Origin of the sequence: Pseudomonas sp. 7SR1 (assembly GCF_900156465.1) — a bacterium.
Classification (GTDB): domain Bacteria; phylum Pseudomonadota; class Gammaproteobacteria; order Pseudomonadales; family Pseudomonadaceae; genus Aquipseudomonas.
This window is the reverse complement of the sequence record NZ_LT707064.1, coordinates 2,899,917-2,920,800: the sequence shown is the minus strand read 5'-3', so window position 1 is coordinate 2,920,800 and position 20,884 is coordinate 2,899,917. Positions and strand designations below refer to the sequence as shown.

General features: G+C 60.1%; 23 protein-coding genes. 4 read left to right on the top strand and 19 right to left on the bottom strand.

The features are described from left to right. Positions 1-101: 101 nt before the first annotated feature. The 15 genes from ybgF to BW992_RS13125 form a co-directional block, all read right to left on the bottom strand. Entirely contained in the window at positions 102-932 is an 831-nt protein-coding gene (ybgF, locus tag BW992_RS13195; RefSeq protein WP_072395116.1) for a tol-pal system protein YbgF, read from the bottom strand. 6 nt (positions 933-938) lie between these two features. Beyond that, entirely contained in the window at positions 939-1,436 is a 498-nt protein-coding gene (pal, locus tag BW992_RS13190) for a peptidoglycan-associated lipoprotein Pal (RefSeq protein WP_072395117.1), read from the bottom strand. 52 nt (positions 1,437-1,488) lie between these two features. After that, the gene (gene tolB / locus BW992_RS13185; protein WP_072395119.1) at positions 1,489-2,790 is read right to left on the bottom strand and encodes a Tol-Pal system beta propeller repeat protein TolB; all 1,302 of its coding nucleotides are present in this window, start codon (positions 2,788-2,790) and stop codon (positions 1,489-1,491) included. Beyond that, a complete protein-coding gene (gene tolA / locus BW992_RS13180) occupies positions 2,787-3,848 on the bottom strand; it encodes a cell envelope integrity protein TolA (RefSeq protein WP_072395121.1) in 1,062 nt (353 codons plus the stop codon). The genes tolB and tolA overlap by 4 nt, the downstream gene beginning before the upstream one ends. Further along, positions 3,848-4,300 carry a protein TolR gene (gene tolR, locus BW992_RS13175; RefSeq protein ID WP_161796096.1) on the bottom strand — a complete coding sequence of 151 codons (453 nt, stop codon included), beginning with the start codon at positions 4,298-4,300 and terminating at the stop codon, positions 3,848-3,850. The genes tolA and tolR overlap by 1 nt, the downstream gene beginning before the upstream one ends. A gap of 23 nt (positions 4,301-4,323) precedes the next feature. After that, entirely contained in the window at positions 4,324-5,019 is a 696-nt protein-coding gene (gene tolQ / locus BW992_RS13170; RefSeq protein ID WP_072395123.1) for a protein TolQ, read from the bottom strand. Then, the gene (ybgC, locus tag BW992_RS13165) at positions 5,009-5,476 is read right to left on the bottom strand and encodes a tol-pal system-associated acyl-CoA thioesterase (protein ID WP_072395125.1); all 468 of its coding nucleotides are present in this window, start codon (positions 5,474-5,476) and stop codon (positions 5,009-5,011) included. Before ybgC ends, tolQ begins: the two co-directional genes overlap by 11 nt. 128 nt (positions 5,477-5,604) lie before the next feature. Beyond that, on the bottom strand, positions 5,605-6,666 hold the full coding sequence (gene ruvB / locus BW992_RS13160) for a Holliday junction branch migration DNA helicase RuvB (RefSeq protein WP_072395127.1): 1,062 nt from the start codon (positions 6,664-6,666) through the stop codon (positions 5,605-5,607). After that, positions 6,667-7,275, bottom strand: a complete 609-nt coding sequence (ruvA, locus tag BW992_RS13155; RefSeq protein WP_072395144.1) for a Holliday junction branch migration protein RuvA — start codon at positions 7,273-7,275, stop codon at positions 6,667-6,669. A gap of 113 nt (positions 7,276-7,388) precedes the next feature. Beyond that, positions 7,389-7,913, bottom strand: coding sequence for a crossover junction endodeoxyribonuclease RuvC (gene ruvC, locus BW992_RS13150; RefSeq protein ID WP_024776477.1), 525 nt, complete (start codon positions 7,911-7,913; stop codon positions 7,389-7,391). Between the two features lie 152 nt (positions 7,914-8,065). After that, entirely contained in the window at positions 8,066-8,812 is a 747-nt protein-coding gene (locus BW992_RS13145) for a YebC/PmpR family DNA-binding transcriptional regulator (RefSeq protein WP_072395148.1), read from the bottom strand. Between the two features lie 120 nt (positions 8,813-8,932). Then, positions 8,933-10,708, bottom strand: a complete 1,776-nt coding sequence (gene aspS / locus BW992_RS13140) for an aspartate--tRNA ligase (protein ID WP_072395150.1) — start codon at positions 10,706-10,708, stop codon at positions 8,933-8,935. A gap of 75 nt (positions 10,709-10,783) precedes the next feature. Continuing rightward, positions 10,784-11,005 (bottom strand): FmdB family zinc ribbon protein, encoded by a 222-nt coding sequence (locus BW992_RS13135; RefSeq protein ID WP_042728755.1) that lies wholly within the window; start codon positions 11,003-11,005, stop codon positions 10,784-10,786. A 174-nt stretch (positions 11,006-11,179) separates the two neighbouring features. After that, positions 11,180-11,551, bottom strand: a complete 372-nt coding sequence (locus tag BW992_RS13130; RefSeq protein ID WP_072395152.1) for a ribbon-helix-helix domain-containing protein — start codon at positions 11,549-11,551, stop codon at positions 11,180-11,182. Positions 11,552-11,827: 276 nt separating this feature from the next. Then, a complete protein-coding gene (locus BW992_RS13125) occupies positions 11,828-12,301 on the bottom strand; it encodes a Dps family protein (protein ID WP_024776472.1) in 474 nt (157 codons plus the stop codon). Between the two features lie 377 nt (positions 12,302-12,678). Between BW992_RS13125 and BW992_RS27345 the strand changes: the two genes are divergently transcribed. Beyond that, positions 12,679-13,287 (top strand): cold-shock protein, encoded by a 609-nt coding sequence (locus tag BW992_RS27345; protein WP_076406378.1) that lies wholly within the window; start codon positions 12,679-12,681, stop codon positions 13,285-13,287. 70 nt (positions 13,288-13,357) lie between these two features. Here BW992_RS27345 and BW992_RS13115 read toward each other — a convergent pair whose 3' ends face one another. Further along, positions 13,358-13,564 carry a SlyX family protein gene (locus BW992_RS13115; RefSeq protein WP_053146960.1) on the bottom strand — a complete coding sequence of 69 codons (207 nt, stop codon included), beginning with the start codon at positions 13,562-13,564 and terminating at the stop codon, positions 13,358-13,360. A 3-nt stretch (positions 13,565-13,567) separates the two neighbouring features. Continuing rightward, complete coding sequence (locus BW992_RS13110; protein WP_072431895.1) at positions 13,568-13,993, bottom strand: HIT domain-containing protein; 426 nt, start codon at positions 13,991-13,993, stop codon at positions 13,568-13,570. Positions 13,994-14,871: 878 nt separating this feature from the next. Here BW992_RS13110 and BW992_RS13105 point away from each other — a divergent pair. Continuing rightward, positions 14,872-16,200, top strand: coding sequence for an OprD family porin (locus tag BW992_RS13105; RefSeq protein WP_072395156.1), 1,329 nt, complete (start codon positions 14,872-14,874; stop codon positions 16,198-16,200). A gap of 140 nt (positions 16,201-16,340) precedes the next feature. On the opposite strand, the gene BW992_RS13100 is transcribed toward BW992_RS13105, so the two are convergent. Continuing rightward, positions 16,341-17,183 carry a mechanosensitive ion channel family protein gene (locus BW992_RS13100; RefSeq protein ID WP_072395158.1) on the bottom strand — a complete coding sequence of 281 codons (843 nt, stop codon included), beginning with the start codon at positions 17,181-17,183 and terminating at the stop codon, positions 16,341-16,343. A 71-nt stretch (positions 17,184-17,254) separates the two neighbouring features. Beyond that, positions 17,255-17,740, bottom strand: a complete 486-nt coding sequence (locus BW992_RS13095) for a YajQ family cyclic di-GMP-binding protein (RefSeq protein ID WP_072395160.1) — start codon at positions 17,738-17,740, stop codon at positions 17,255-17,257. A gap of 142 nt (positions 17,741-17,882) precedes the next feature. Between BW992_RS13095 and BW992_RS13090 the strand changes: the two genes are divergently transcribed. Continuing rightward, the gene (locus BW992_RS13090) at positions 17,883-18,800 is read left to right on the top strand and encodes a putative 2-dehydropantoate 2-reductase (RefSeq protein ID WP_076406376.1); all 918 of its coding nucleotides are present in this window, start codon (positions 17,883-17,885) and stop codon (positions 18,798-18,800) included. 45 nt (positions 18,801-18,845) lie between these two features. Further along, on the top strand, positions 18,846-20,882 hold the full coding sequence (locus BW992_RS13085; RefSeq protein WP_072431883.1) for a sensor histidine kinase: 2,037 nt from the start codon (positions 18,846-18,848) through the stop codon (positions 20,880-20,882). The last annotated feature ends 2 nt before the right edge of the window (positions 20,883-20,884 follow it).

Genomic DNA, 20,884 nt, shown 5'->3' with positions numbered 1-20,884 from the left:
CCGCCAACGCGCGGGCCCCAAAAAGCGTGTTTCATGAAAAGGGCGTGAATTCTAACGAAAAAACCCGCGACAGGCGCGGGTTTCTTCAAAAGCTGGCAGGTCTACATCCGCTGCAAGTCACGCTGAGCCAACTGAGCGGCGGATGTGCCCGGGTACTGGGCCACCACCTGTTGCAGGATCCCCTTGACCTTGTCGGTATGGCCGAGGCGACGCTCAACATCAGCAAGCTTGTATAGCGAATCCGGGACCTTGGCATGCTTTGGGTACAACTGGGAGACCTTGGCGAACGCCTGTCCGGCGCCTTGCAGGTCACCCTTTGCCAGGTTCACTTCACCCAGCCAGTACTGGGCGTTGCCCGCGTATTGGCTGTTGGGGTATTTGCGCAGGAAAGCGCCGAAGGCCTGGCTGGCCTTGTCGAAATCCTTGGCCTTGATCAGGTCGAAGGCAGCGTCGTAATAGAGCTTTTCCTTCGCCGGATCAGCCGGCTCACCGCCGGCGGCAGGTGCTGGAGCGGTTGCCCCCGCGCCTGCAGCTGCACCGGGGGCATTCAAGTCGCCACCGGCTGGAGAATTCTCAGGAGTCGCGGCAGGTGCAACACCGGTTCCTATGCGCCGATCAAGATCCTGGTAACGTTCCAGGTTTTCCTGCTTCATGCGCGATACTTCGTTTTGCAGCACTTCAATCGCGCCTTGCTGGCGTGATATCTGATCCTGCATTTGCTGCAGTTGGTTGAACAGCTCGCCCTGTGCCGAGACAGGGGCCGAAACCCCTCCCCCGGCATAGGCGCCGTTCGTACCGTAACCCGCAGGCGGATAACTGCTCCCGCTATTGTTATAGCCGGAATCGTTATCGACCACAGGAACCGCAGCCCACGCCGCAAGCGGCGCGAGGCTGAGAGCCAGAACAGTTACAGCACGACGGCACGTTCGCATGACGAATTACTTACGCAGTTCGACGCGACGGTTTTGAGCCCAGGACTGCTCGTCGTTGCCGGTAGCAACTGGACGCTCTTCGCCGTAGGAAACCAGTTCCAGCTGAGCTGGGGAAACACCTTGCAGTACCAGGTAGCGCTGAACGGCTTTCGCACGACGCTCGCCCAGAGCCATGTTGTACTCACGAGTACCACGTTCGTCGGTGTTGCCTTCCAGGGTAACGCGGTTGCCGTTGGCTTTCAGGTCCTTGGCGTGAACGTCCAGAGCGCGCATGGCTTCTGGCTTCAGGTCCGAGCTGTCGTATTCGAAGTAGAAGGTGGTGATTGCGCGCAGAGCAGCTTCTTCGCTCAGGGAGCCGTCAACTGCACCAGTGTTTGCGCCGTAACCAGCGTTTGGATCAACAGCACCTTCACCGGCGTTGTCGCCGCCTTTGGACGAGCAACCTACAGCTACAGCCATGGCCAGAGCCAGCGCAGCAAATTTACCAAACTTCAGCATTTCCATCGTGAAACTCCTAATGAACCCCAGTGTGTTAAGTAAAACGTATTGCGCCGCGTCAGTTCAGGTAAGGGGACCAGGACGGTTCTCTGACTTCGCCTTGAGCGGTAGGAAGCGGGAGCCTCACGCGTCCGTTAATGGACACGAGCATCAGGACTCCCCGGCCCTGCTGGCGGGTGGCGTAGATTACCATGGTGCCGTTGGGCGCAACAGTAGGCGACTCGTCCAGAGTGCTATCAGTGAGGATTTTTACGCTACCGCGCTGCAAATCCTGAGCCGCCACCTTGAAATTGGTGAAGCCATCCTGGCGATGGATCATCACCAGGGTCTTTTCATCCGCCGACAGTTTAGGGTTGGCGTTGTAGTTACCCACGAACGTCACGCGTTCTGCACCGCCGCCACCGGCGCTGGTCTTGTAGATCTGTGGCTTGCCGCCGCGGTCGGAGGTGAAGTAGATGGTCGAACCATCCTTGCCCCAGAACGGCTCGGTATTGATGCCCGGGCCACTGGTGACGCGGGAGATCGATCGCGAAGCCAGGTTCATCACGTAGATGTCCGGGTTGCCGTCCTTGGACAGCACGAACGCCAGGCGGCTGCCATCCGGCGACCAGGCCGGCGCCCCGTTCAGGCCTTCGAAATTGGTGATCTGCTCACGACGACCGGTGTCGATGTGCTGGACGAAGATGCGCGGACGCTTCTGCTCGAACGACACATAGGCGATGCGCTTGCCATCGGGCGCGAAACGCGGAGACAGGATCGGCTCGCGCGATTGCAGCAGGGTCACGGCGCGAGCGCCATCGTAGTCGGAACGCTGCAGGGTGTAGCGGGTGTTCTTCTCGGAAAAGCGCTCGGCCGTCACGTAGAGCATGCGGGTAGAGAACGCACCCTTGATGCCGGTGAGTTTCTCGAACGACTGATCGGAGATGTAGTGCGCCATGTCGCGCAGTTGATCGACACTGCCCGACACGCTGCCGGTCAGCACTTGCTGCTCGGTGGCGACGTTGAACAGGGCGTACTGCACTTGCAGTCGGCCACCGGCCGGCACAATGCTGCCAACCATGATGTACTGGGCGCCCAGGGCCTTCCAGTCACGGTAGATGACTTCGCTGGCCTGGGTCGGCAGGCTGATCATGTTCTGTTTCGGAATCGGCGCGTAGTAACCCGAGTTACGCAGGTCATTGCCGATGATTTCCGCCATGTCGTCTGGCAGGACGCTACCGCCCTGCCAGCCGAACGGTACGACGGCGATCGGGGTGGCCCGATCGCTGCCGCTGGTGACCAGAATGTTCTTTTCCTCTGCCACCGCTATCCCTGCCAGGCAGCAGATAACGACAAGCATTCCTCGAAGAAGGTTTCTCACAAGGCTAGATCCTCAGGTGTGAATGTCATCTTGAATGAACGATACGGAGCGAAATCGCTCGGCTTCATTCCTTGCATTTCCGTCAATCGTCCAATGTTCTTGACCGCTGCAACCGCCGAAGCATCGAAAGGCCCGTCACCGCTGGACTTGGCCACGCTGACCGAGGCCACCGTGCCATCAGGCAACATGCCAATCTGCAATACCACCGTCATGCCTTGACGCGCCGAAGGTGGACGAGCCCAGCCTTCCGCCGCCCGGGCACGAATCAGATCATCGAAACTGCCGGCGACTTCATCGCCCTGCTCATCGGCCAAGGCCTGCTGGCGCTCCGGCGTGTCGGAAAGCAAATCTGCCAGGGCCTGGGCCTTTTTCTCTTCGGCGGATTTACGCGCTGCGTCCTGGGCCTTTTTCTTGGCGGCGTCGGCGGCGGCTTTCTTCTTCGCGTCTTCGGCGATTTTCTTTTTCGCCTCTTCAGCTTCAGCTTTCTTCTTGGCGTCTTCGGCCGCTTTCTTCTTCGCGTCCTCGACGATCTTCTTCTTCGCCTCTTCAGCGGCCGCTTTCTTGGCCTCTTCTTCCGCGGCTTTCTTGGCTTCTTCTTCGGCTTTCTTCTTGGCTATATCAGCCAATTGTTTCTCTTCTGCCTTCTTGGCCTCGGCGGCTTTCTTCGCCTCGTCGGCTTTCCTGGCCTCGTCAGCTTTCTTGGCCTCGTCGGCCTTCTTCGCTTCTTCGGCCTTTTGAGCAGCTTCCTCTTTCTTTTGTTCCGCGGCCCTTATCGCTTCCTGCTCGACCTTTTTCTGCTCCATCTGCTCGACTTCGGTCTGGCGCGCGGCAGACTTCTTCGCCTCGCCGGCAATCTTCTGGTTGGTCTGCGTGGTGGCCTGGCTCTTGGACTTGAGCTGGTACAGGGTCGCCTGCACGATCGGCTTGGCCGGCGGCAGCTCCGGGGTCATGGAGAAACTGACGAACAGCATGCCGAACACCAGCACATGCAGGCCAATCGCCCAGACGCTGGGCCAGAAGTAGCTTTCCGAGGCGGATGGCTCTCGCTGTTGCTGCATCAGGGCGCCTCAGTGATTAAGCCAACATTACCGACTCCGGCTTTCTGCAGACCACCCATGGCGCCCATCACGGCACCATAGTCGACGGTCTTGTCGCCGCGAATGAAGACCTGGGTACGCTTGCCGGCATCGTTGCCGACGCGAATGATCTTGGTCACCGCATCGGTCATCTGCGGCAAGGTCATGGCCCGGTCCTGCTGCTTCTCGGTGTCGACTTCGCTGCCAAGGTTCCAGTAGTAGGTCTTGTCAGCCTTGATCGAAATGGTCAGCACCTGGGTGTTGTTGTCCTGCGGCAAGGCTTCGCTGGAAACCTTGGGCAGATCGACCTTCACCCCCTGGTTGAGCATCGGCGCGGTCACCATGAAGATGACCAGCAGCACCAGCATCACGTCGATGTAGGGCACCACGTTCATCTCGGCGACCGGCTTGCGCTTGTTTCGGGCTCGAGCGATTAAAGCCATTGGGAAATACCTGCTTATTCTTCGCTGGTGTGCACTTTACGGTGCAGGATCGCCTGGAACTCATCGGCGAACGTGTAGTAACGGCTGGTCAGCGTTTCGCTGCGGGCAGCGAAGCGGTTGTAGGCGATAACGGCGGGGATGGCCGCGAACAGGCCAATGGCCGTGGCGATCAGCGCTTCGGCGATACCCGGGGCTACGGTGGCCAGGGTCGCCTGCTGGGCGGTGGCCAGGCCGCGGAAGGAGTTCATGATCCCCCACACGGTACCGAACAGGCCGATGTACGGGCTGACCGAGCCGACGGTGGCCAGGAACGGCAGGCCCTGCTCGAGCTTCTCTTCCTCACGGGAAATGGCGACGCGCATGGCACGGGCCACACCTTCCATCACCGCTTCAGGGTCGACGCCAGGCTGCTGGCGCAGGCGGGAGAATTCCTTGAAACCGGCGCGGAAGATCTGCTCGACGCCCGAGTCAGGGTCCGGGTTGCTGCCGGCCTGGCGATAGAGCTTGGACAGGTCGATGCCGGACCAGAAGCGCTCTTCGAAGCTCTCCAGGGCACGGCGACCGGCGCGCAGCATGTTGCTACGCTGAAATATCATGATCCATGAAGTCACCGATGCGGCTACCAGGGTCAGCATTACCAACTGCACTACAACGCTGGCATTGCTGACCAGGCTCCACATGGAGGAATGGTCGACGACGTTAGCTTCCACGCTTTATCTCCTGCTCTGAGTGTGTACCCGCGCCGCTCACGCCGGCAAAGGCCGCGCGTAGAGCTTCGGGAATGGCCCGGGGTTTCAAACTATGGGTGCGCACACAGGCCACCAAAAACTGCCCTTCGCAGAGCAGCGCGTTATCCGTTGCCCGCCTCACCTGCTGCTTGAAGCGCAGGCTGGCACGGTTCAATTCGATGACATCGGCACTTACCAGAAGCTCGTCGTCCAGTCGCGCCGGCGCGTGGTAGCGCGCTTCGCTGGAATGCACGACGAATAACAGGTCCTCCCCTGCCAGCGCGGATTGGGCGAAACCCAGTTCCCGCAGCCGTTCGGTTCGAGCCCGTTCCATAAACTTGAGGTAATTGACGTAGTAGACGATGCCGCCGGCATCGGTGTCCTCGTAATAAACGCGACAGCGATGTGCGAACGACTCCAGCCCGTTTTGCGCGCGCATACTCTAGTGCTTACTCCTCAGGTTGCCAATCCGGCCAGGCAACTGTTTTTTCATTCTCGAGTGCATTGACGCTCCGGGCGTTGTCTGGGACAGCACGAACCGGAAAAAAGTCGCCGCAAAGAGGTCGGTCAATCGTCCACGGCATCGAGGAATTCGTCTACCACTGGCATCTCCCCCATTCGTGTCGGAATGTTTAAGCCAAAGTGCAGATAGGCATGCCGCGTCACCACGCGCCCGCGAGGGGTGCGCATGATATAGCCTTGCTGGATCAGGTAAGGCTCCAGCACATCTTCGATGGTATGGCGCTCTTCGCTGATGGCCGCCGCCAGGCTGTCCACGCCCACCGGCCCGCCATCGAACTTCTCGATCATGGTCAGCAGCAGACGGCGGTCCTGATGGTCGAAGCCACGCTCGTCGATGTCCAGCAGGTTCAACGCCAGGTCGGCAATCGGCTTGGTAATGTGCCCCTTGGCCCGGACCTCGGCGAAGTCCCGGACCCGGCGCAGCAGGCGGTTGGCGATACGCGGCGTGCCCCGGGCCCGACGGGCCACTTCGTAGGCACCCTCCGGATCCAGCGGCAGCCCGAGGATACCTGCCGAGCGACTGACGATCGTCGCCAGGTCCGCGTTGCTGTAGAACTCCAGGCGCTGGACAATGCCGAACCGGTCGCGCAAGGGATTGGTCAGCATGCCGGCGCGGGTGGTGGCCCCCACCAGGGTGAACGGTGGCAGGTCCAGCTTGATGGAGCGCGCCGCCGGCCCTTCGCCGATCATGATGTCCAGCTGGAAATCCTCCATGGCCGGGTACAGCACCTCCTCGACGATGGGCGACAGCCGATGGATCTCGTCGATGAACAGCACGTCATGAGGCTCGAGGTTGGTCAACAGCGCCGCCAGGTCTCCCGGCCGCTCAAGAACCGGCCCCGACGTGCTTTTGATCGACACGCCCATTTCTTGGGCGATGATGTTGGCCAGGGTGGTCTTGCCCAGCCCCGGCGGCCCGAAGATCAAGGTGTGGTCCAGGGACTCGCTGCGCCCGCGGGCGGCCTGGATGAACAACTCCATCTGCTCGCGCACGGTCGGTTGGCCGATGTAGTCGGCCAGGCTGACCGGGCGAATCGCACGGTCCTGGATTTCCTCGCGGTCACGGGGCGCGCCCGTGGCGGCGATCAGACGATCGGCTTCAATCACTTAAATCATTCCCTTCAGGGCACGGCGGATCATATCTTCGGTGCTCAGGCCTTTTTCCTTGATGGCGGAAATCGCCTTGCTGGCTTCCTGCGGCTTGTAGCCCAGGGAGATCAGCGCCGTGACCGCATCGTTTTCGGCGCTGGCCGCCGGCATCGGCGCGTCCGGCTGGTTCGGCACCAGGGCGAACATGGCCGGCACCGTTTCCCAGGCCTTGAACCGGTCCTTGAGCTCGACCAGCAGGCGTTCGGCGGTTTTCTTGCCCACGCCTGGCACCTTGGTCAGTGCGGAAGTGTCCTGGGACTGCACGCAACGAATCAGCTCGTCGACTTCCAGGCTTGACATCAAGGCCAGGGCCAGTTTCGGACCGACGCCATTGAGGCGGATCAACTCGCGGAAGAAATCCCGCTCGCGCTTGCCGACAAAGCCATAGAGTAACTGCGCGTCCTCGCGCACGACCAAATGGGTATGCAATGTCAGGGGCTCGCCGACCGACGGCAAGCGATACAGCGTGGTCATGGGCACTTCCAGCTCATAGCCCAGGCCATTTACATCCAGAATCAGGTGCGGTGGCTGTTTTTCAGCCAGGGTGCCGCGCAAGCGTCCAATCACGTTTCAGATCCTTGGGCGTTGGCCAGCCGCTGGCTGGCAGGTAACAACCGGGGCATGAGGCCGACGACACAGGCACTCGATGCTCAGGCTCATGAATGATTGCGCAGATGCTATCAGAGACGCAGGCGGCCGCCACGACTGCGTGCGGTTCCCAGCCCATGAGGCAAGAGACTGGAACGGGTATGGGCATGACAGATGGCTATGGCCAGGGCATCGGAGGCGTCGATCTGCGGCTTGCTGACCAACTTCAGCAAATGCATCACCATCATCTGCACCTGCTCCTTGTTCGCCGCCCCCGTTCCGACCACGGCCTGCTTGACCTGGGTCGCCGTGTATTCGGCGATCTCCAGGCTTTCCTCGGCCCCGGCAACGATCGCCGCGCCCCGGGCCTGTCCCAGCTTCAATGCAGAATCGGCATTGCGCGCCATGAACACCTTTTCGATCCCCATGGTGACCGGGCCGTAGGTCTGGATGACCTCGCGCACCCCGCGATAAACGATCTGCAGACGCTCATGCAGCTCGCCCGCCCCGGTACGGATGCAGCCGGAAGCCACATACACGCAGCCACGCCCGGTGTCGCGAACCACACCGTAGCCGGTGATACGCGAACCAGGGTCGATACCAAGGATTAAAGTCATAACGCCTGCGGTTCGAAGAGAATTTGACCAGACCTATGGGAGCGAGCTTGCTCGCGATGGCGTCGGGTCAGCAAGCACAGTGCTGACTGAAGTATCGCTATCGCGAGCAAGCTCGCTCCCACATCGGCATTCGTGCAGTTAAAAGGAAGCCATCAGCCCAGCTGTTCAGCCACCGACTCCGGAATGTCGGCGTTGGAGTAGACGTTCTGCACGTCATCCAGGTCTTCGAGCATGTCGATCAGCTTGAGGACTTTCTCGGCGCCCTCCAGGTCGAGCTCGGCGCTGGTGGTCGGTTGCATGACGATTTCCGCGTCGGCTGGCTTGAAACCGGCAGCCTCCAAGGCGTTGCGCACCGCGTAGAAGCTGGAGAACGACGTGAACACGTCGAACGAGCCGTCATCATGGCCGACCACGTCGTCGGCATCGGCTTCCAGCGCCGCCTCCGTCAGGGCGTCCTCATCGAGCCCCGGCGCAAAGCTGATCTGGCCCTTGCGCTCGAACAGATAGGCCACCGAACCATCGGTTCCCAGGTTGCCACCGCACTTGCTGAAGGCGTGGCGCACGGCAGCGGCGGTACGATTGCGGTTGTCGGTCATGCACTCGACCATCACCGCCACGCCGCCCGGACCGTAACCTTCATAGGTCAGCTCTTCGACGTTATCGGCCTCGGTCGCACCGGCGCCGCGGGCGATCGCCCGATCGATGATGTCGCGGCTCATGTTCGCACCCAGTGCCTTGTCCAGGGCCAGGCGCAAACGCGGGTTGGAACCTGGATCACCGCCACCCTGGCGGGCCGCGACCGTCAGTTCACGGATCCACTTGGTGAAGATCTTGCCTCTCTTGGCATCCTGACGTTCTTTGCGGTGCTTGATGTTCGCCCACTTGGAATGACCTGCCATAACTCGCTCCGGTTTCTCTCTTGAAACATCGCCCGCCCTGCACGGATGCAGCCGCCGGCAATCAGAAATATCGACACCAACGAAAAGGCGCATCCGAAGATGCGCCCTCAGGTGCCAGCCTTACTCAGCCTTTGGCTGTTCGCGCAGACGGATATGCAGTTCGCGCAGAGCCTTGGCATCCACTTCCCCAGGCGCCTGGGTCATGACGTCGGCCGCGCTCTGGGTTTTCGGGAACGCGATCACTTCACGGATCGACTGGGCGCCGGTCATCAGCATCACCAGGCGATCCAGGCCGAAAGCCAGGCCGCCATGGGGTGGTGCACCATACTTCAGGGCGTCCAGCAGGAAGCCGAACTTCTCTTCCTGTTCCGCTTCGTCGATGCCCAGCAGGCGGAAGACCGACTGCTGCATTTCCTTGCGATGGATACGGATGGAACCGCCACCCAGTTCAGTGCCGTTGAGCACCATGTCATAGGCACGGGACAGCGCGGTCGCCGGGCTGGCTTCCAGCTCCTGCGGCGTGCACTTGGGTGCGGTGAACGGGTGGTGCAGCGCGGTGAAGCTGCCGTCATCGTTCTCCTCGAACATCGGGAAGTCGACCACCCACATCGGCGCCCACTCACAGGTAAGCAGTTCCAGGTCGTGACCTACCTTGATCCGCAGCGCGCCCAGGGCCTCGCTGACGATCTTGGCCTTGTCGGCACCAAAGAACACGATGTCGCCATCGACCGCGCCGACGCGATCGAGGATCACGTTCAGGTTGGCTTCGGGGATGTTCTTGACGATCGGCGACTGCAGGCCCTCGACGCCTTTGGCGCGCTCGTTGACCTTGATATACGCCAGGCCCTTGGCACCGTAGATGCCGACGAACTTGGTGTAGTCATCGATCTTGCTGCGCGGCATGCTCGCCCCGCCCGGTACGCGCAAGGCGGCTACGCGGCTCTTCGGATCGTTGGCCGGGCCACTGAAGACCTTGAACTCCACTTCCTTGAGCTGGTCGGCAACGTCCACCAGTTCCAGCGGGATACGCAGGTCCGGCTTGTCGGAGCCATAGCGGCGCATGGCCTCTTCGAAGGTCATGTGCGGGAACTCACCGAATTCCAGGCCCAGCACTTCCTTGAACAGGTTGCGGATCATGCCCTCGGTCAGGCCCATGATGTCTTTTTCGTCGAGGAAGCTGGTCTCGATGTCGATCTGAGTGAACTCAGGCTGACGATCGGCACGCAGGTCTTCGTCGCGGAAGCATTTGGCGATCTGATAGTAACGGTCGAACCCGGCCACCATCAGCAGTTGCTTGAACAGCTGTGGCGATTGCGGCAAGGCGAAGAAGCTACCGGGGTGGGTACGGCTCGGCACCAGGTAGTCGCGAGCGCCCTCGGGGGTGGCACGGGTCAGGATCGGCGTCTCGACGTCGATGAAGCCGTTCTCGTCCAGGTAGCGACGGATGCTGGTGGTCATGCGCGAACGCAGACGCAGCTTCTCGGCCATCTCGGGACGACGCAGGTCGATGAAGCGATAGCGCAGACGGGTTTCTTCGCCCACATCGGAGTATTCGTTGAGCGGGAACGGCGGGGTTTCCGCTTCGTTGAGCACTTCCAGCTCATAGCCCAGCACTTCGATCATGCCAGACGCCATGTTGGCGTTGCCGGCGCCAGCCGGACGCAGGCGCACCTTGCCGGTGATCTTGACGACGTACTCACTGCGCACGCGGTCGGCCGTGGCGAAGGTTTCAGCGCGGTCCGGGTCGAACACTACCTGGGCCAGGCCTTCACGATCACGGATATCGAGGAAAATCACCCCGCCATGGTCACGGCGACGATGGACCCATCCGCAAAGAGTAACTTCCTGACCTTCCAGGCTTTCGTTCAGTTGGCCGCAATAATGGCTGCGCATCATGGTAGTGGTTTCACTTCTCGTAATTCGACATTCGGTTGGGGACCCTGCCCGTGCAGGAACCCGCGCGTATTCAACTCAGTCAGCTTTGTCGCCACCGGCCAGGTTCTTCTTGGCGCCGGTCTTGAAGTCGGTTTCATACCAGCCTGTGCCACCAAGGCGGAATCCCGGCATGGACAGCATCTTTTTCAGTTCCGGCGCCTGGCAGGCAGGGCAGTCGACCAGCGGTGCCTCGCTGATCTTTTGAATGACTTCCATCTGATGACCACAGGAAGCACATTGATAGTCGTACATCGGCATGGGAGGTTGTCTCGGCGATCAGGTTACTCACGCAAAAGCTGGGCTTTGCGGCAAAGAGCGGGATTATATCCATTAAATGCTGCCTGTGCAGCCGTAGGGACCGTTCCCGACTCGTTTTCCCGGAAAGGGCAAACGAATCGGGAACACCCCGGGAGCATCCACCTGCGGTCCAGCTCAATCACCGCCACGCGGCGTACCACGCCAGTGGCGTTCCACAACTTCCATGCCGGCCTCCTTCAGGCTATGCACCACGCAGACCACACGCACCAGCCCGCTGAAGTTGCGCACCCCGCCATGGCGCAGGTGCACCTCCCTGTCCACATGGGACAACAGGGTGCTGATGGAACAATTGTTGAGCTGCGCCATGTCGCCGAGGATGTCCCAGTAGACCTGTTCCAGCCGCAGGCAGGTGGCGAACCCGTTCAGGCGGATGGAGCGGGACAGGGGCCGGGCCAACTGCATGTCGAACCCACTGACGAACGGGTCCACGGGGATGACCTGATAGCGCCCCTGCGCACCCTCCCTGGCTTCTTTTCCTTGAATCATACCGTTGACACTCCTTTGCCATACGAACCTCTCAGTCAGGACAACCAATCTGTGACCCCATGGAAGCTCAACGGGGGTGCCCAGATCCAGATGACTTTTTGACCATCAACGTAGGACAAGCCAACAGCAAGCCGGCGACGAATTACGCCGTCCTACACACGATGGGTTATCCCAGAGGAAGCCTGTGGACTGATCGAAAAGGCCGATACAAAGAGCAGCAACGGTAACCCCAAACGGACGGCGATGTCGGGCAACACATCACCGCCCGCCCCGGCCTTACCGTTCGTCCAGCAGTGAACGCAGCATCCAGGCGGTCTTTTCGTGCACCTGCATGCGCTGGGTCAGCAGATCGGCGGTGGGCTCGTCGCTGACCTTGTCCAGCAGCGGGAAAATACCACGCGCCGTGCGTGTCACCGCCTCCTGGCCATCCACCAGTTGCCGGATCATGTCCTCGGCACTGGGCACACCCTCTTCCTCCTTGATGGAGGACAGGCGCGCATACACCGAGTAGGCACCCGGCGCGGGAAAGCCAAGGGCACGGATGCGCTCGGCGATCAGATCCACCGCGAGCGCCAGCTCGTTGTACTGCTCCTCGAACATCAGGTGCAGGGTCCGGAACATGGGACCGGTGACATTCCAGTGGAAATTGTGGGTCTTGAGGTACAACACATAGGTGTCCGACAGCAGACGTGACAGCCCATCGACGATGGACTTGCGATCTTCTTCACTGATACCGATATCTATTGCCATGTTGGTGGGTCTCCTGACGGTGATGAATTCAACGGCGGTCCTTTCACTCTAGCGGGTGTTACCGCTCGCACCCTGCGACAAATCGCCTGCACTCCCTGAACTGACAAGGCAGGGCGCCAGGAAATTCAACGCCCTTTGGTGAAGACCTTCAAGGACCCGCCCGGTTTTCCCGCCGACGAACAGCGCGGCACTCGCCCGTAACCCGTTTGAGAAGGCCCGGGCTTTACTGTTAAATAGACAGTGTGTCGCTACGCTTATTTTCCGGGCGTGGCGCATAGGCTGATTCGAGTACGTGTCCAACGCCTCTCATCGTTCCGAAGCGAACCGTCCTCGAGCAGCTCTTCCTTGTGATCTGTCTTAACCGTGAGCCAATCAAAATGTTGAAAATCGTCCACTTGCTAATGGGCGCAGCTGCCCTGCTGCTGTCCTTCATCCCTAGCCTGGGTTCCGAAGCCACACCTTACCTGCAACATCCCGATGCGCTGTACCTGGCCTTTTTCGGCCTGCTCAACCTGATCCTCGCGCCTGTCATCCCTTACTGGCACAAAGGTCCACGTCATCAACTGCAAAACCTGGTCAGCGCACTGCTGGTCCTGGCCGTTGCCCTGCAAACCCTCAGCCTGCTGGCTCCCCTGCCGGAAATCGCCGGTCATCCGGCCGTTCTGTTCAGCCTGACCGCTGCGCTGCTCGCCGTAGCCCTGCACCTGGCCGTCAGCTTCTACAACAAGAGGTCCTCGCCGGCCGCGGCACCGCAGAACTACGACATGTCCAACCGTGATACCGGCACGGTGAAATGGTTCAACACCTCCAAGGGGTTCGGCTTCATCTCCCGCGACTCCGGCGATGATATCTTCGTGCACTTCCGAGCCATTCGTGGCGAAGGCCACCGTGTACTGGTCGAAGGCCAGCGGGTGGAGTTCTCCGTGATGCACCGCGACAAGGGCCTGCAGGCCGAAGATGTGATCGCAGCGCTACCGCGCCGCTGACTTCAGCGTAAAAAAACCGCGATGCAGCCAGGCTGCTCGCGGTTTTTTTATGGCCTGCCGTACGGGCGTATCAATAGTGGGGAGGCGGCGCCTCTTCTTCGACGGACTCGAATTGCCCGGCCATTTCCTCCTGTCGCTTGAGCAAGGCCGCCATTTGCAACTGCAGCCGCTCGACCACCCGCTGCTGCTCCACCAACACATCGTTCAATGCCTGGATGGTGTCATCCTGAAACGCCAGGCGCGTTTCCAGATCGGTCACACGCTCTTCAAGATTCATGGTTCAGCCCTCCATAAACTTGAAATCATCGGTCAAGGCTACCCGCAAGCGCTCACGAATAGCCATTACCTGTTCTGCAGTATAGGGCCGGGCCGGGTGTTTGCCCCAGACCGGTGCCGGCCAGGCCGCATCGTCCTGTTTGCGCACGATGACATGCATATGCAATTGACTGACGACATTACCCAGGGTCGCGACATTCAGTTTATCGGCATCAAAGCAATCCTTGAGGACCTCAGCCAGCATCGTGGTCTCTTTCCATAACCGATGTTGATCCGTGTCATCCAACTGAAACAATTCACTGATATTTTCCCGTCGCGGCACGAGGATGAACCACGGGTAATTCGAATCGTTGGACAAGAGCAGCCGACACAGTGGGAAATCGCCAATGGGCAACGTGTCTTGTTGCAGTCGTGGATCTAAGGCAAACACTGCGGTACTCCTCGTTCGTGATGAAAACAGCCGGTTCAAACCATCCAGGGGCATGACTCGGACATAGACCGGCAGCATACTCGCGAATGACTGAACGTTCACGGCGTGACATCCATAGTTGGACGCCCACGTCTTTTTTCAGAGCAGATCGACCCCGAGCCGGAACTGTTCGCACCAACACAGCGCACCCGAATACAGAAACGGGCAGGAGGAGCGCGTCGGAAAACGGCGGTAGATCAGGCCCCAGTGTTTTTCTCGAAGTTTTTTGCACCAAAACCGCACAATGCGTCTACGCTCAGAGCACGTAACATCCGGGATTTACTCACTCGACAGGGTGAACCGGTAACGTTTTTGGTTGTCTCGCGGCATTTCCATGCTTCAAACACGAGAGCGCCCCGACAGTCAACCCTATTTAAAACAAGGCCTTTGGAGCCCGGTTTCATGAGGTTTCACCGCACCCGAAGGCAGAATGTGAAAAAAACGTGAACGAAAATTCGAATTTGTGCATGCTTGTTGCATTCATTCTGACATCGCCTACAGGGCACCGCCGGACGCGAAACCTGCAGGCCTATAAATAAAGTGGCAAGGTTGCCCTCAGGGAGCTTCAGGCGCAGTAATAAAGGACTCTTTACACCGACGCTGAAAAAAAATAAGCAGCATTCAAGTTGCAAGTCCGATTGCGTCGGAACAGCCTCATTGCGACATGGATCGAGCCATTGGCGACATGGTCGTAAAGAAGCTGCAAGGTTGAATGGGCAAGTATCGCCAATAGGGTCAGCGTGATATAAGTTTGCGCCGACACAAAAAAGAAAGAGCCGCCCAGATAAAAAAACAGGTGGGACGGCAGTACTCTTCTAAAACCAAAGGAGCAAATCACGATGCGCGTGATGAAGTGGAGCATGATCGCACTGGCCGTTGCTGCAGCAGCCAGTACACAAATGGCTACGGCCGCACCGTTCGTAAGTGACCAGGCTGAAGCCAAGGGCTTTGTTGAAGACGCCAAGCTCGATTTACTGCTGCGCAACTATTACTTCAACCGCGATCGGAAAGATGGTGCAACCGATCAGAAAGACTGGACCCAAGGTATCTGGGGCAACTTCAGCTCCGGTTACACCCAGGGTACTGTAGGTGTCGGCGTTGATGCCTTCGGTTACCTGGCACTCAAGCTGGACGGCGGCGACGGTACTGGCGGCACAGGCAACATGAGCCGCGACGCCGATGGCGAAGTCAACGACAGCCAAGGTAAAGCCGGCGCGGCCATCAAGTTCCGTGTTTCCAAAACCGAGCTGAAAGTCGGCGACATGCAGCCAAGCACTGCTCCAGTGTTTGCAATTGGCGGCTCCCGCGTCCTGCCTCAAACTGCCAGCGGTTTCCAACTGCAGAGCAGCGAAGTCAAGAATCTTGACCTCGAAGCCGGTCACTTCTATTCGGGCACCAGCCAGGACCGTAACGCTCGCGACGGCGGCCTGTGGGCGACCTACGCTGGCGTCGAAGCCAACACCATCGACTACGCTGGTGGCAAATACGCGTTCACTGACAACCTGAGCGCATCGGTCTACGGCGCCAAGCTGGAAGACATCTGGAACCAGTACTACGGTAACCTGAACTACACCATTCCAATGGGTGGCGATCAGTCCCTGAACCTGGACGGTAACATCTACCGCACCACCGACGCAGGTAGCGCCAAAGCCGGCGACATCAGCAACACCGCCTTCTCCCTGGCTGCTGCTTACTCGTTCCTGAAAGCACACACCGTTACGGTCGCCTTCCAGAAGATCAACGGTGATACTCCGTTCGACTACATCGGCGTGGGTACCAACAACCGCGGCGGCGACTCGATCTTCCTCGCCAACTCCATCCAGTACTCCGACTTCAACGGTCCTAACGAGAAATCTGCCCAGATCCGTTACGACCTGAAGATGGCCGAGTATGGCGTTCCTGGTCTGAGCTTCATGACCCGTTACGTGAAAGGCTGGGACATCGACGGCACCAACACTCCAACTGGCAGCGCCTACGCTGGTCTGTATGGCGAAGACGGCAAGCACAACGAAACCAACCTGGAAGCCAAGTACGTTGTTCAGTCTGGCCCAGCCAAGGATCTCTCCTTCCGCGTTCGTCAAGCCTGGCACCACGCCAACGCCGACGAAGGTGAAGGCGATATCAAAGAGTTCCGCCTGATCGTCGACTACCCGATTTCGGTTCTGTAATTGCCGAAAGTCTGTTCGCGGTAATCAAAAAAGAGGCCCATCTTCGGATGGGCCTTTTTTATTGCTTATATCCAAGGCACTTACCAACGAGTCACTCAAACGGAAGCATCGTTGGCAAGCCAGCCTACCTTCAGGAAAATCTACGCCTGCGCGCCTTCCTGAACCACCCGGATCACCCGCTGTGGGAACGGAATATCGATGCCCGCATCCTTCAGACGATCCCGGGCCTGCTCATTGAGCATGAACATCACGTTCCAGTAGTCCGCGGTCTTGACCCAAATGCGCAACGACACGGTGATGGAACTGTCGCCCAGGGTGGAAATCACCGCTTCAGGCGCCGGATCGCTCAGCACGCGTTCATCCTTGGCCAGCTCCAGCAATACTTCCCGAGCCTTTTGCAGATCAGCCTGGTAGTCCACGCCGACATCGAACACGACCTTGCGGGTCGGCTGACGGTTGGTGTTGGTGATGATGCCGTTAGACAGGTTGCCGTTGGGCACGATCACCGTCTTGTTGTCACCGGTACGCAGCACGGTGTGGAAGATCTGGATGCTGTCGACCGTACCGGCGACGCCCTGGGCCTCGATCCAGTCGCCAATGCGAAACGGACGGAACAGCAGGATCAGCACGCCACCGGCGAAGTTCGCCAGGCTGCCCTGCAATGCCAGGCCAATCGCCAGGCTCGCGGCACCGATGGCGGCGACGAACGAGGTGGTTTCCACACCGATCATCGAAGCGACGCTGATGGCCAGCAGTATCTTCAGGATGATGTTCGCCAGGGTACTGATGAACCCCTGCAGTGCCAGGTCAGCATTACGCAGGGCCAGCAGCGCACCGAGTTTCTGCGTGACCTTGTTGATCAGCCACCAGCCTATGGCCAGGGTCACGATCGCCAGCAGCACGCGGCTGCCGTACTCCATGATCATCGGAATCCAGGCCTGGGAAGCCTTGATCAAGTGGTCCACTTCTGCGTTCAAGTCCATCGTGTTCTCCTTTTTCCCGTTCGTGGCGAGGGGACAAGCGCCCTCGCCACCGTCATGCGAACAACCTGATATCAGTCGCGGAAGTTGTTGAATTGCAGCGGCATGTCGAATGACTTGGCGCGCAGGGCCGCGATGGCTTCCTGCAAGTCGTCACGCTTCTTGCCGGTCACGCGCACCTGCTCGCCCTGGATGGCGGCCTGCACCTTGAGCTTGGCGTCCTTGATATGGGCGACAATCTTCTTCGCCAGCTCCTTGTCGATGCCTTCCTTGAGCACGGCCTCCTGCTTCATCAGCTTGCCCGAAGCGTAGGCGTCCTTGACCTCCAGGCACTGCACATCGATCTTGCGCTTGACCAGCGCAAGCTTGAGGATCTCGATCATCGCCTCGAGCTGGAAGTCGGCTTCGGCGGTAAGGTTGACGGTCAGTTCCTTTTCCTTGAACTCGAAGCTGCCCTTGCCCTTGAGGTCATAACGACGGTCGAGTTCCTTGACGGCATTTTCAACCGCGTTGGTGACTTCATGTTTGTCGAGTTCGGATACCACGTCGAATGACGGCATGTAGTGTTCTCCAATAAAAAAGACGCGCCAGTAACGAAGGCGCGCGCTTGGCTTGTGGTTAAAATCGCGCTCATTATAACGAGTCTTTCCACCCCATACCGCGAGCCCCCAAGATGCCTGCGCCAAACCGAGTGAAAAACTGATGTCCACCACCTGGCATGTCCTGGGGGCCGGCAGTCTCGGCACATTATGGGCGACGCGCCTGGCCCGGGCCGGCCTGCCGGTGCGACTGATCCTGCGCAACGAAGAACGGTTGCAGGCATACCAGGCTGCCGGCGGCCTGACGCTGATGGAACAGGGCCAGTCGCAGTGCTACAAGGTGGCGGGCGAAACGGCGAACAGTCCCGAACCGATCAAACGCCTGTTGCTGGCCTGCAAGGCCTATGACGCAGAGGCGGCCGTGGCCTCGGTGGCCCGGCGCCTCGGCGCCGACTCGGAGCTGATCCTGCTGCAGAACGGCCTCGGTAGCCAGGATGCGGTGGCGAACCGCGTTCCCCAGGCCCGCTGCATCAGCGCCTCCAGCACCGAGGGCGCCTTTCGCGACGGCGATTGGCGCGTGGTGTTCGCCGGTCACGGCTATACGTGGCTGGGCGACCCCGCCCACCCCGTGGCGCCGATCTGGCTGGATGACCTGAGCGCCGCCGGCATTCCCCACGAATGGAGCGCCGACATCCTCACCCGGCTCTGGCGCAAACTGGCGCTCAACTGTGCGATCAACCCGCTCACCGTACTGCATCAATGCAGCAATGGCGGCTTGCAGGACCATCGCTGCGAAGTCGCGACCCTGTGCGCGGAACTCACCGATCTGCTCGAACGCTGCGGACAGCCGACCGCTGCCGAGGATCTGCATTCGGAAGTCGAACGGGTGATCCAGGCCACCGCCGCCAACTACTCCTCCATGCACCAGGACGTAGCCCATCGGCGTCGCACCGAAATCAGCTACCTGCTCGGCCATGCCTGCAAGGTCGCCCAACGCCATGAGCTGGCAGTCCCGCACCTGGAGCAACTGCGCCAGCGGCTGATCGCTTACCTGGACAACCTCGGATTGCCCAGCGACTGAGCAGCGGCTACGCTGGCCTCGTGTTCCCTTTTTGCGACGAGTCTGATGCCATTGCGCCAGCGCCTTGAAAACCTGCCGGTCGGCCAGAAGCTGCTGGCCGCCCTGTTGGTGTTATTGACCACCGTCCTGCTGGTGGCCAACCTGACCTTTATCAGTGCCGCCTACTACATTTCCCAGGAGAGCATGGCCCCCCAGGCTCTGCAGACCATCGGCCGGCTGATCGCCAACCCGAGCCTGATCTCCGATGCCCTGAAATCGCCGCAAAACGCCAGGCGCCTGCTCGATGAGCTCAACAATTATGCGCCCCTGCGAGCGGCGGCCCTGTATGACGGCGATGGCGAGCGCCTGGCGCAGTTGCAGCAGGGCGAGAAGCTCAAGCTGCCAGACCATTTCCGCACCATGCAGGCCTGGCAGGCTGGCGAATTCCGCAGCAACCAGGTCATCACCCTGCCCCGCCCCGGCCAGTCCCCGGGACACCTGCTACTGGTCGCCAGCAGCGAACTGCCCACCGCGTTCTACACCGGCACTCTGACGGCAAGCCTCGGCATCCTGATTTTCAGCGTGTTGCTGTGGCTCGTCATCGCCCAACAGATCAAGCGCCTGATCACCCAGCCGATTCATCAGCTCGAAGAACTGTCGCGCCAGGTCACTCGCGAGGAGAACTACTCCCTGCGGGCCGCCCGGGGCAACCACGATGAAATCGGCAGCCTGGCCGAAGCGTTCAACACCATGCTGTCACGCATCGAGGCCCGGGAGCAGCAACTCAAGCGCGCCCGGGACGACTCCCAGGCCGCCTATGACCAGGCCCAGGGCCTGGCGGAAGAAACCCGGCACACCAATCGCAAGCTGGAGCTGGAAGTCCAGGTACGCAGCAAGATCGAGAAAAAGCTCACGGGCTTCCAGAACTACCTCAACAGCATCATCGACTCCATGCCGTCGGCACTGATCGCCCTGGACGAACAACTTTACGTGACCCAATGGAACCAGGAGGCCAGCGCCCTCTCCGGGACCCGGCTGGACGAAGCCCTGAACCAGCCGATCTTCCTCGCCTTCGAGCCCCTCAAGCCCTACCTGCCGCAACTCAAGCAGACGGTCGAACAGCATACGGTTGCCAAGATCGAACGCGTCACCTGGACCAAGGACGATGAAGCACGGCATTACGCCCTGACCTTCTACCCGCTGATGGGTGGCGCCGGGCGAGGAGTGGTGATCCGGATCGATGACATCACCCAGCGCCTGTCGCTGGAAGAGATGATGGTGCAATCGGAAAAAATGCTCTCCGTTGGCGGCCTCGCCGCTGGCATGGCCCATGAGATCAACAACCCCCTGGGGGCGATCCTGCACAACGTGCAGAACATTCGCCGGCGCCTGTCGCCGGAACTGCCCAAGAATCTCGAACAGGCCGAACAACTGGGTATCGAGCTGCAGGTGGTCAACCGCTACCTCGAAGGGCGGGATATCCCGCAGCTGCTGGACGGCATCCAGCAGGCCGGCGCCCGGGCGGCGAAGATCGTCACCCACATGCTCAGTTTCAGCCGGCGCAGCACCCGGCAGATGGCACCCTGCGACCTGCCGGCGCTGATCGACCAGGCGGTGGAGATCGCCGGTAACGACTTCGACCTGGCAATCGGCTTCGACTTCAAGGGCCAGGCGATCATCCGCCAGTTCGACCCCAACCTGGGCCCGGTACCCGGCACCGCCAACGAACTCGAACAGGTACTGCTCAACCTGTTGAAGAATGCTGCCCAAGCGATCCACCAACGCCAGGACAACAGCGAACCGGGGCGCATCATCCTGCGCACCCGGCTCAATCCGCCCTGGGCGGAAATCCAGGTCGAGGACAACGGGATCGGCATGAGCGAAAACGTACGCAAACGTACCTTCGAGCCCTTCTTCACCACCAAGGAAGTCGGCCAGGGCACAGGCCTGGGCCTGTCCGTGTCGTATTTCATCATCACCAACAACCACAAGGGCCAGATGGAAGTGCAGTCGGCGCCAGGCCAGGGCACTTGCTTCACCCTGCGCCTGCCTTTGGCGGGCGCTTCGATGGCGCCGCAGGAAAACAAGCAATTGGAGCGTTGAAC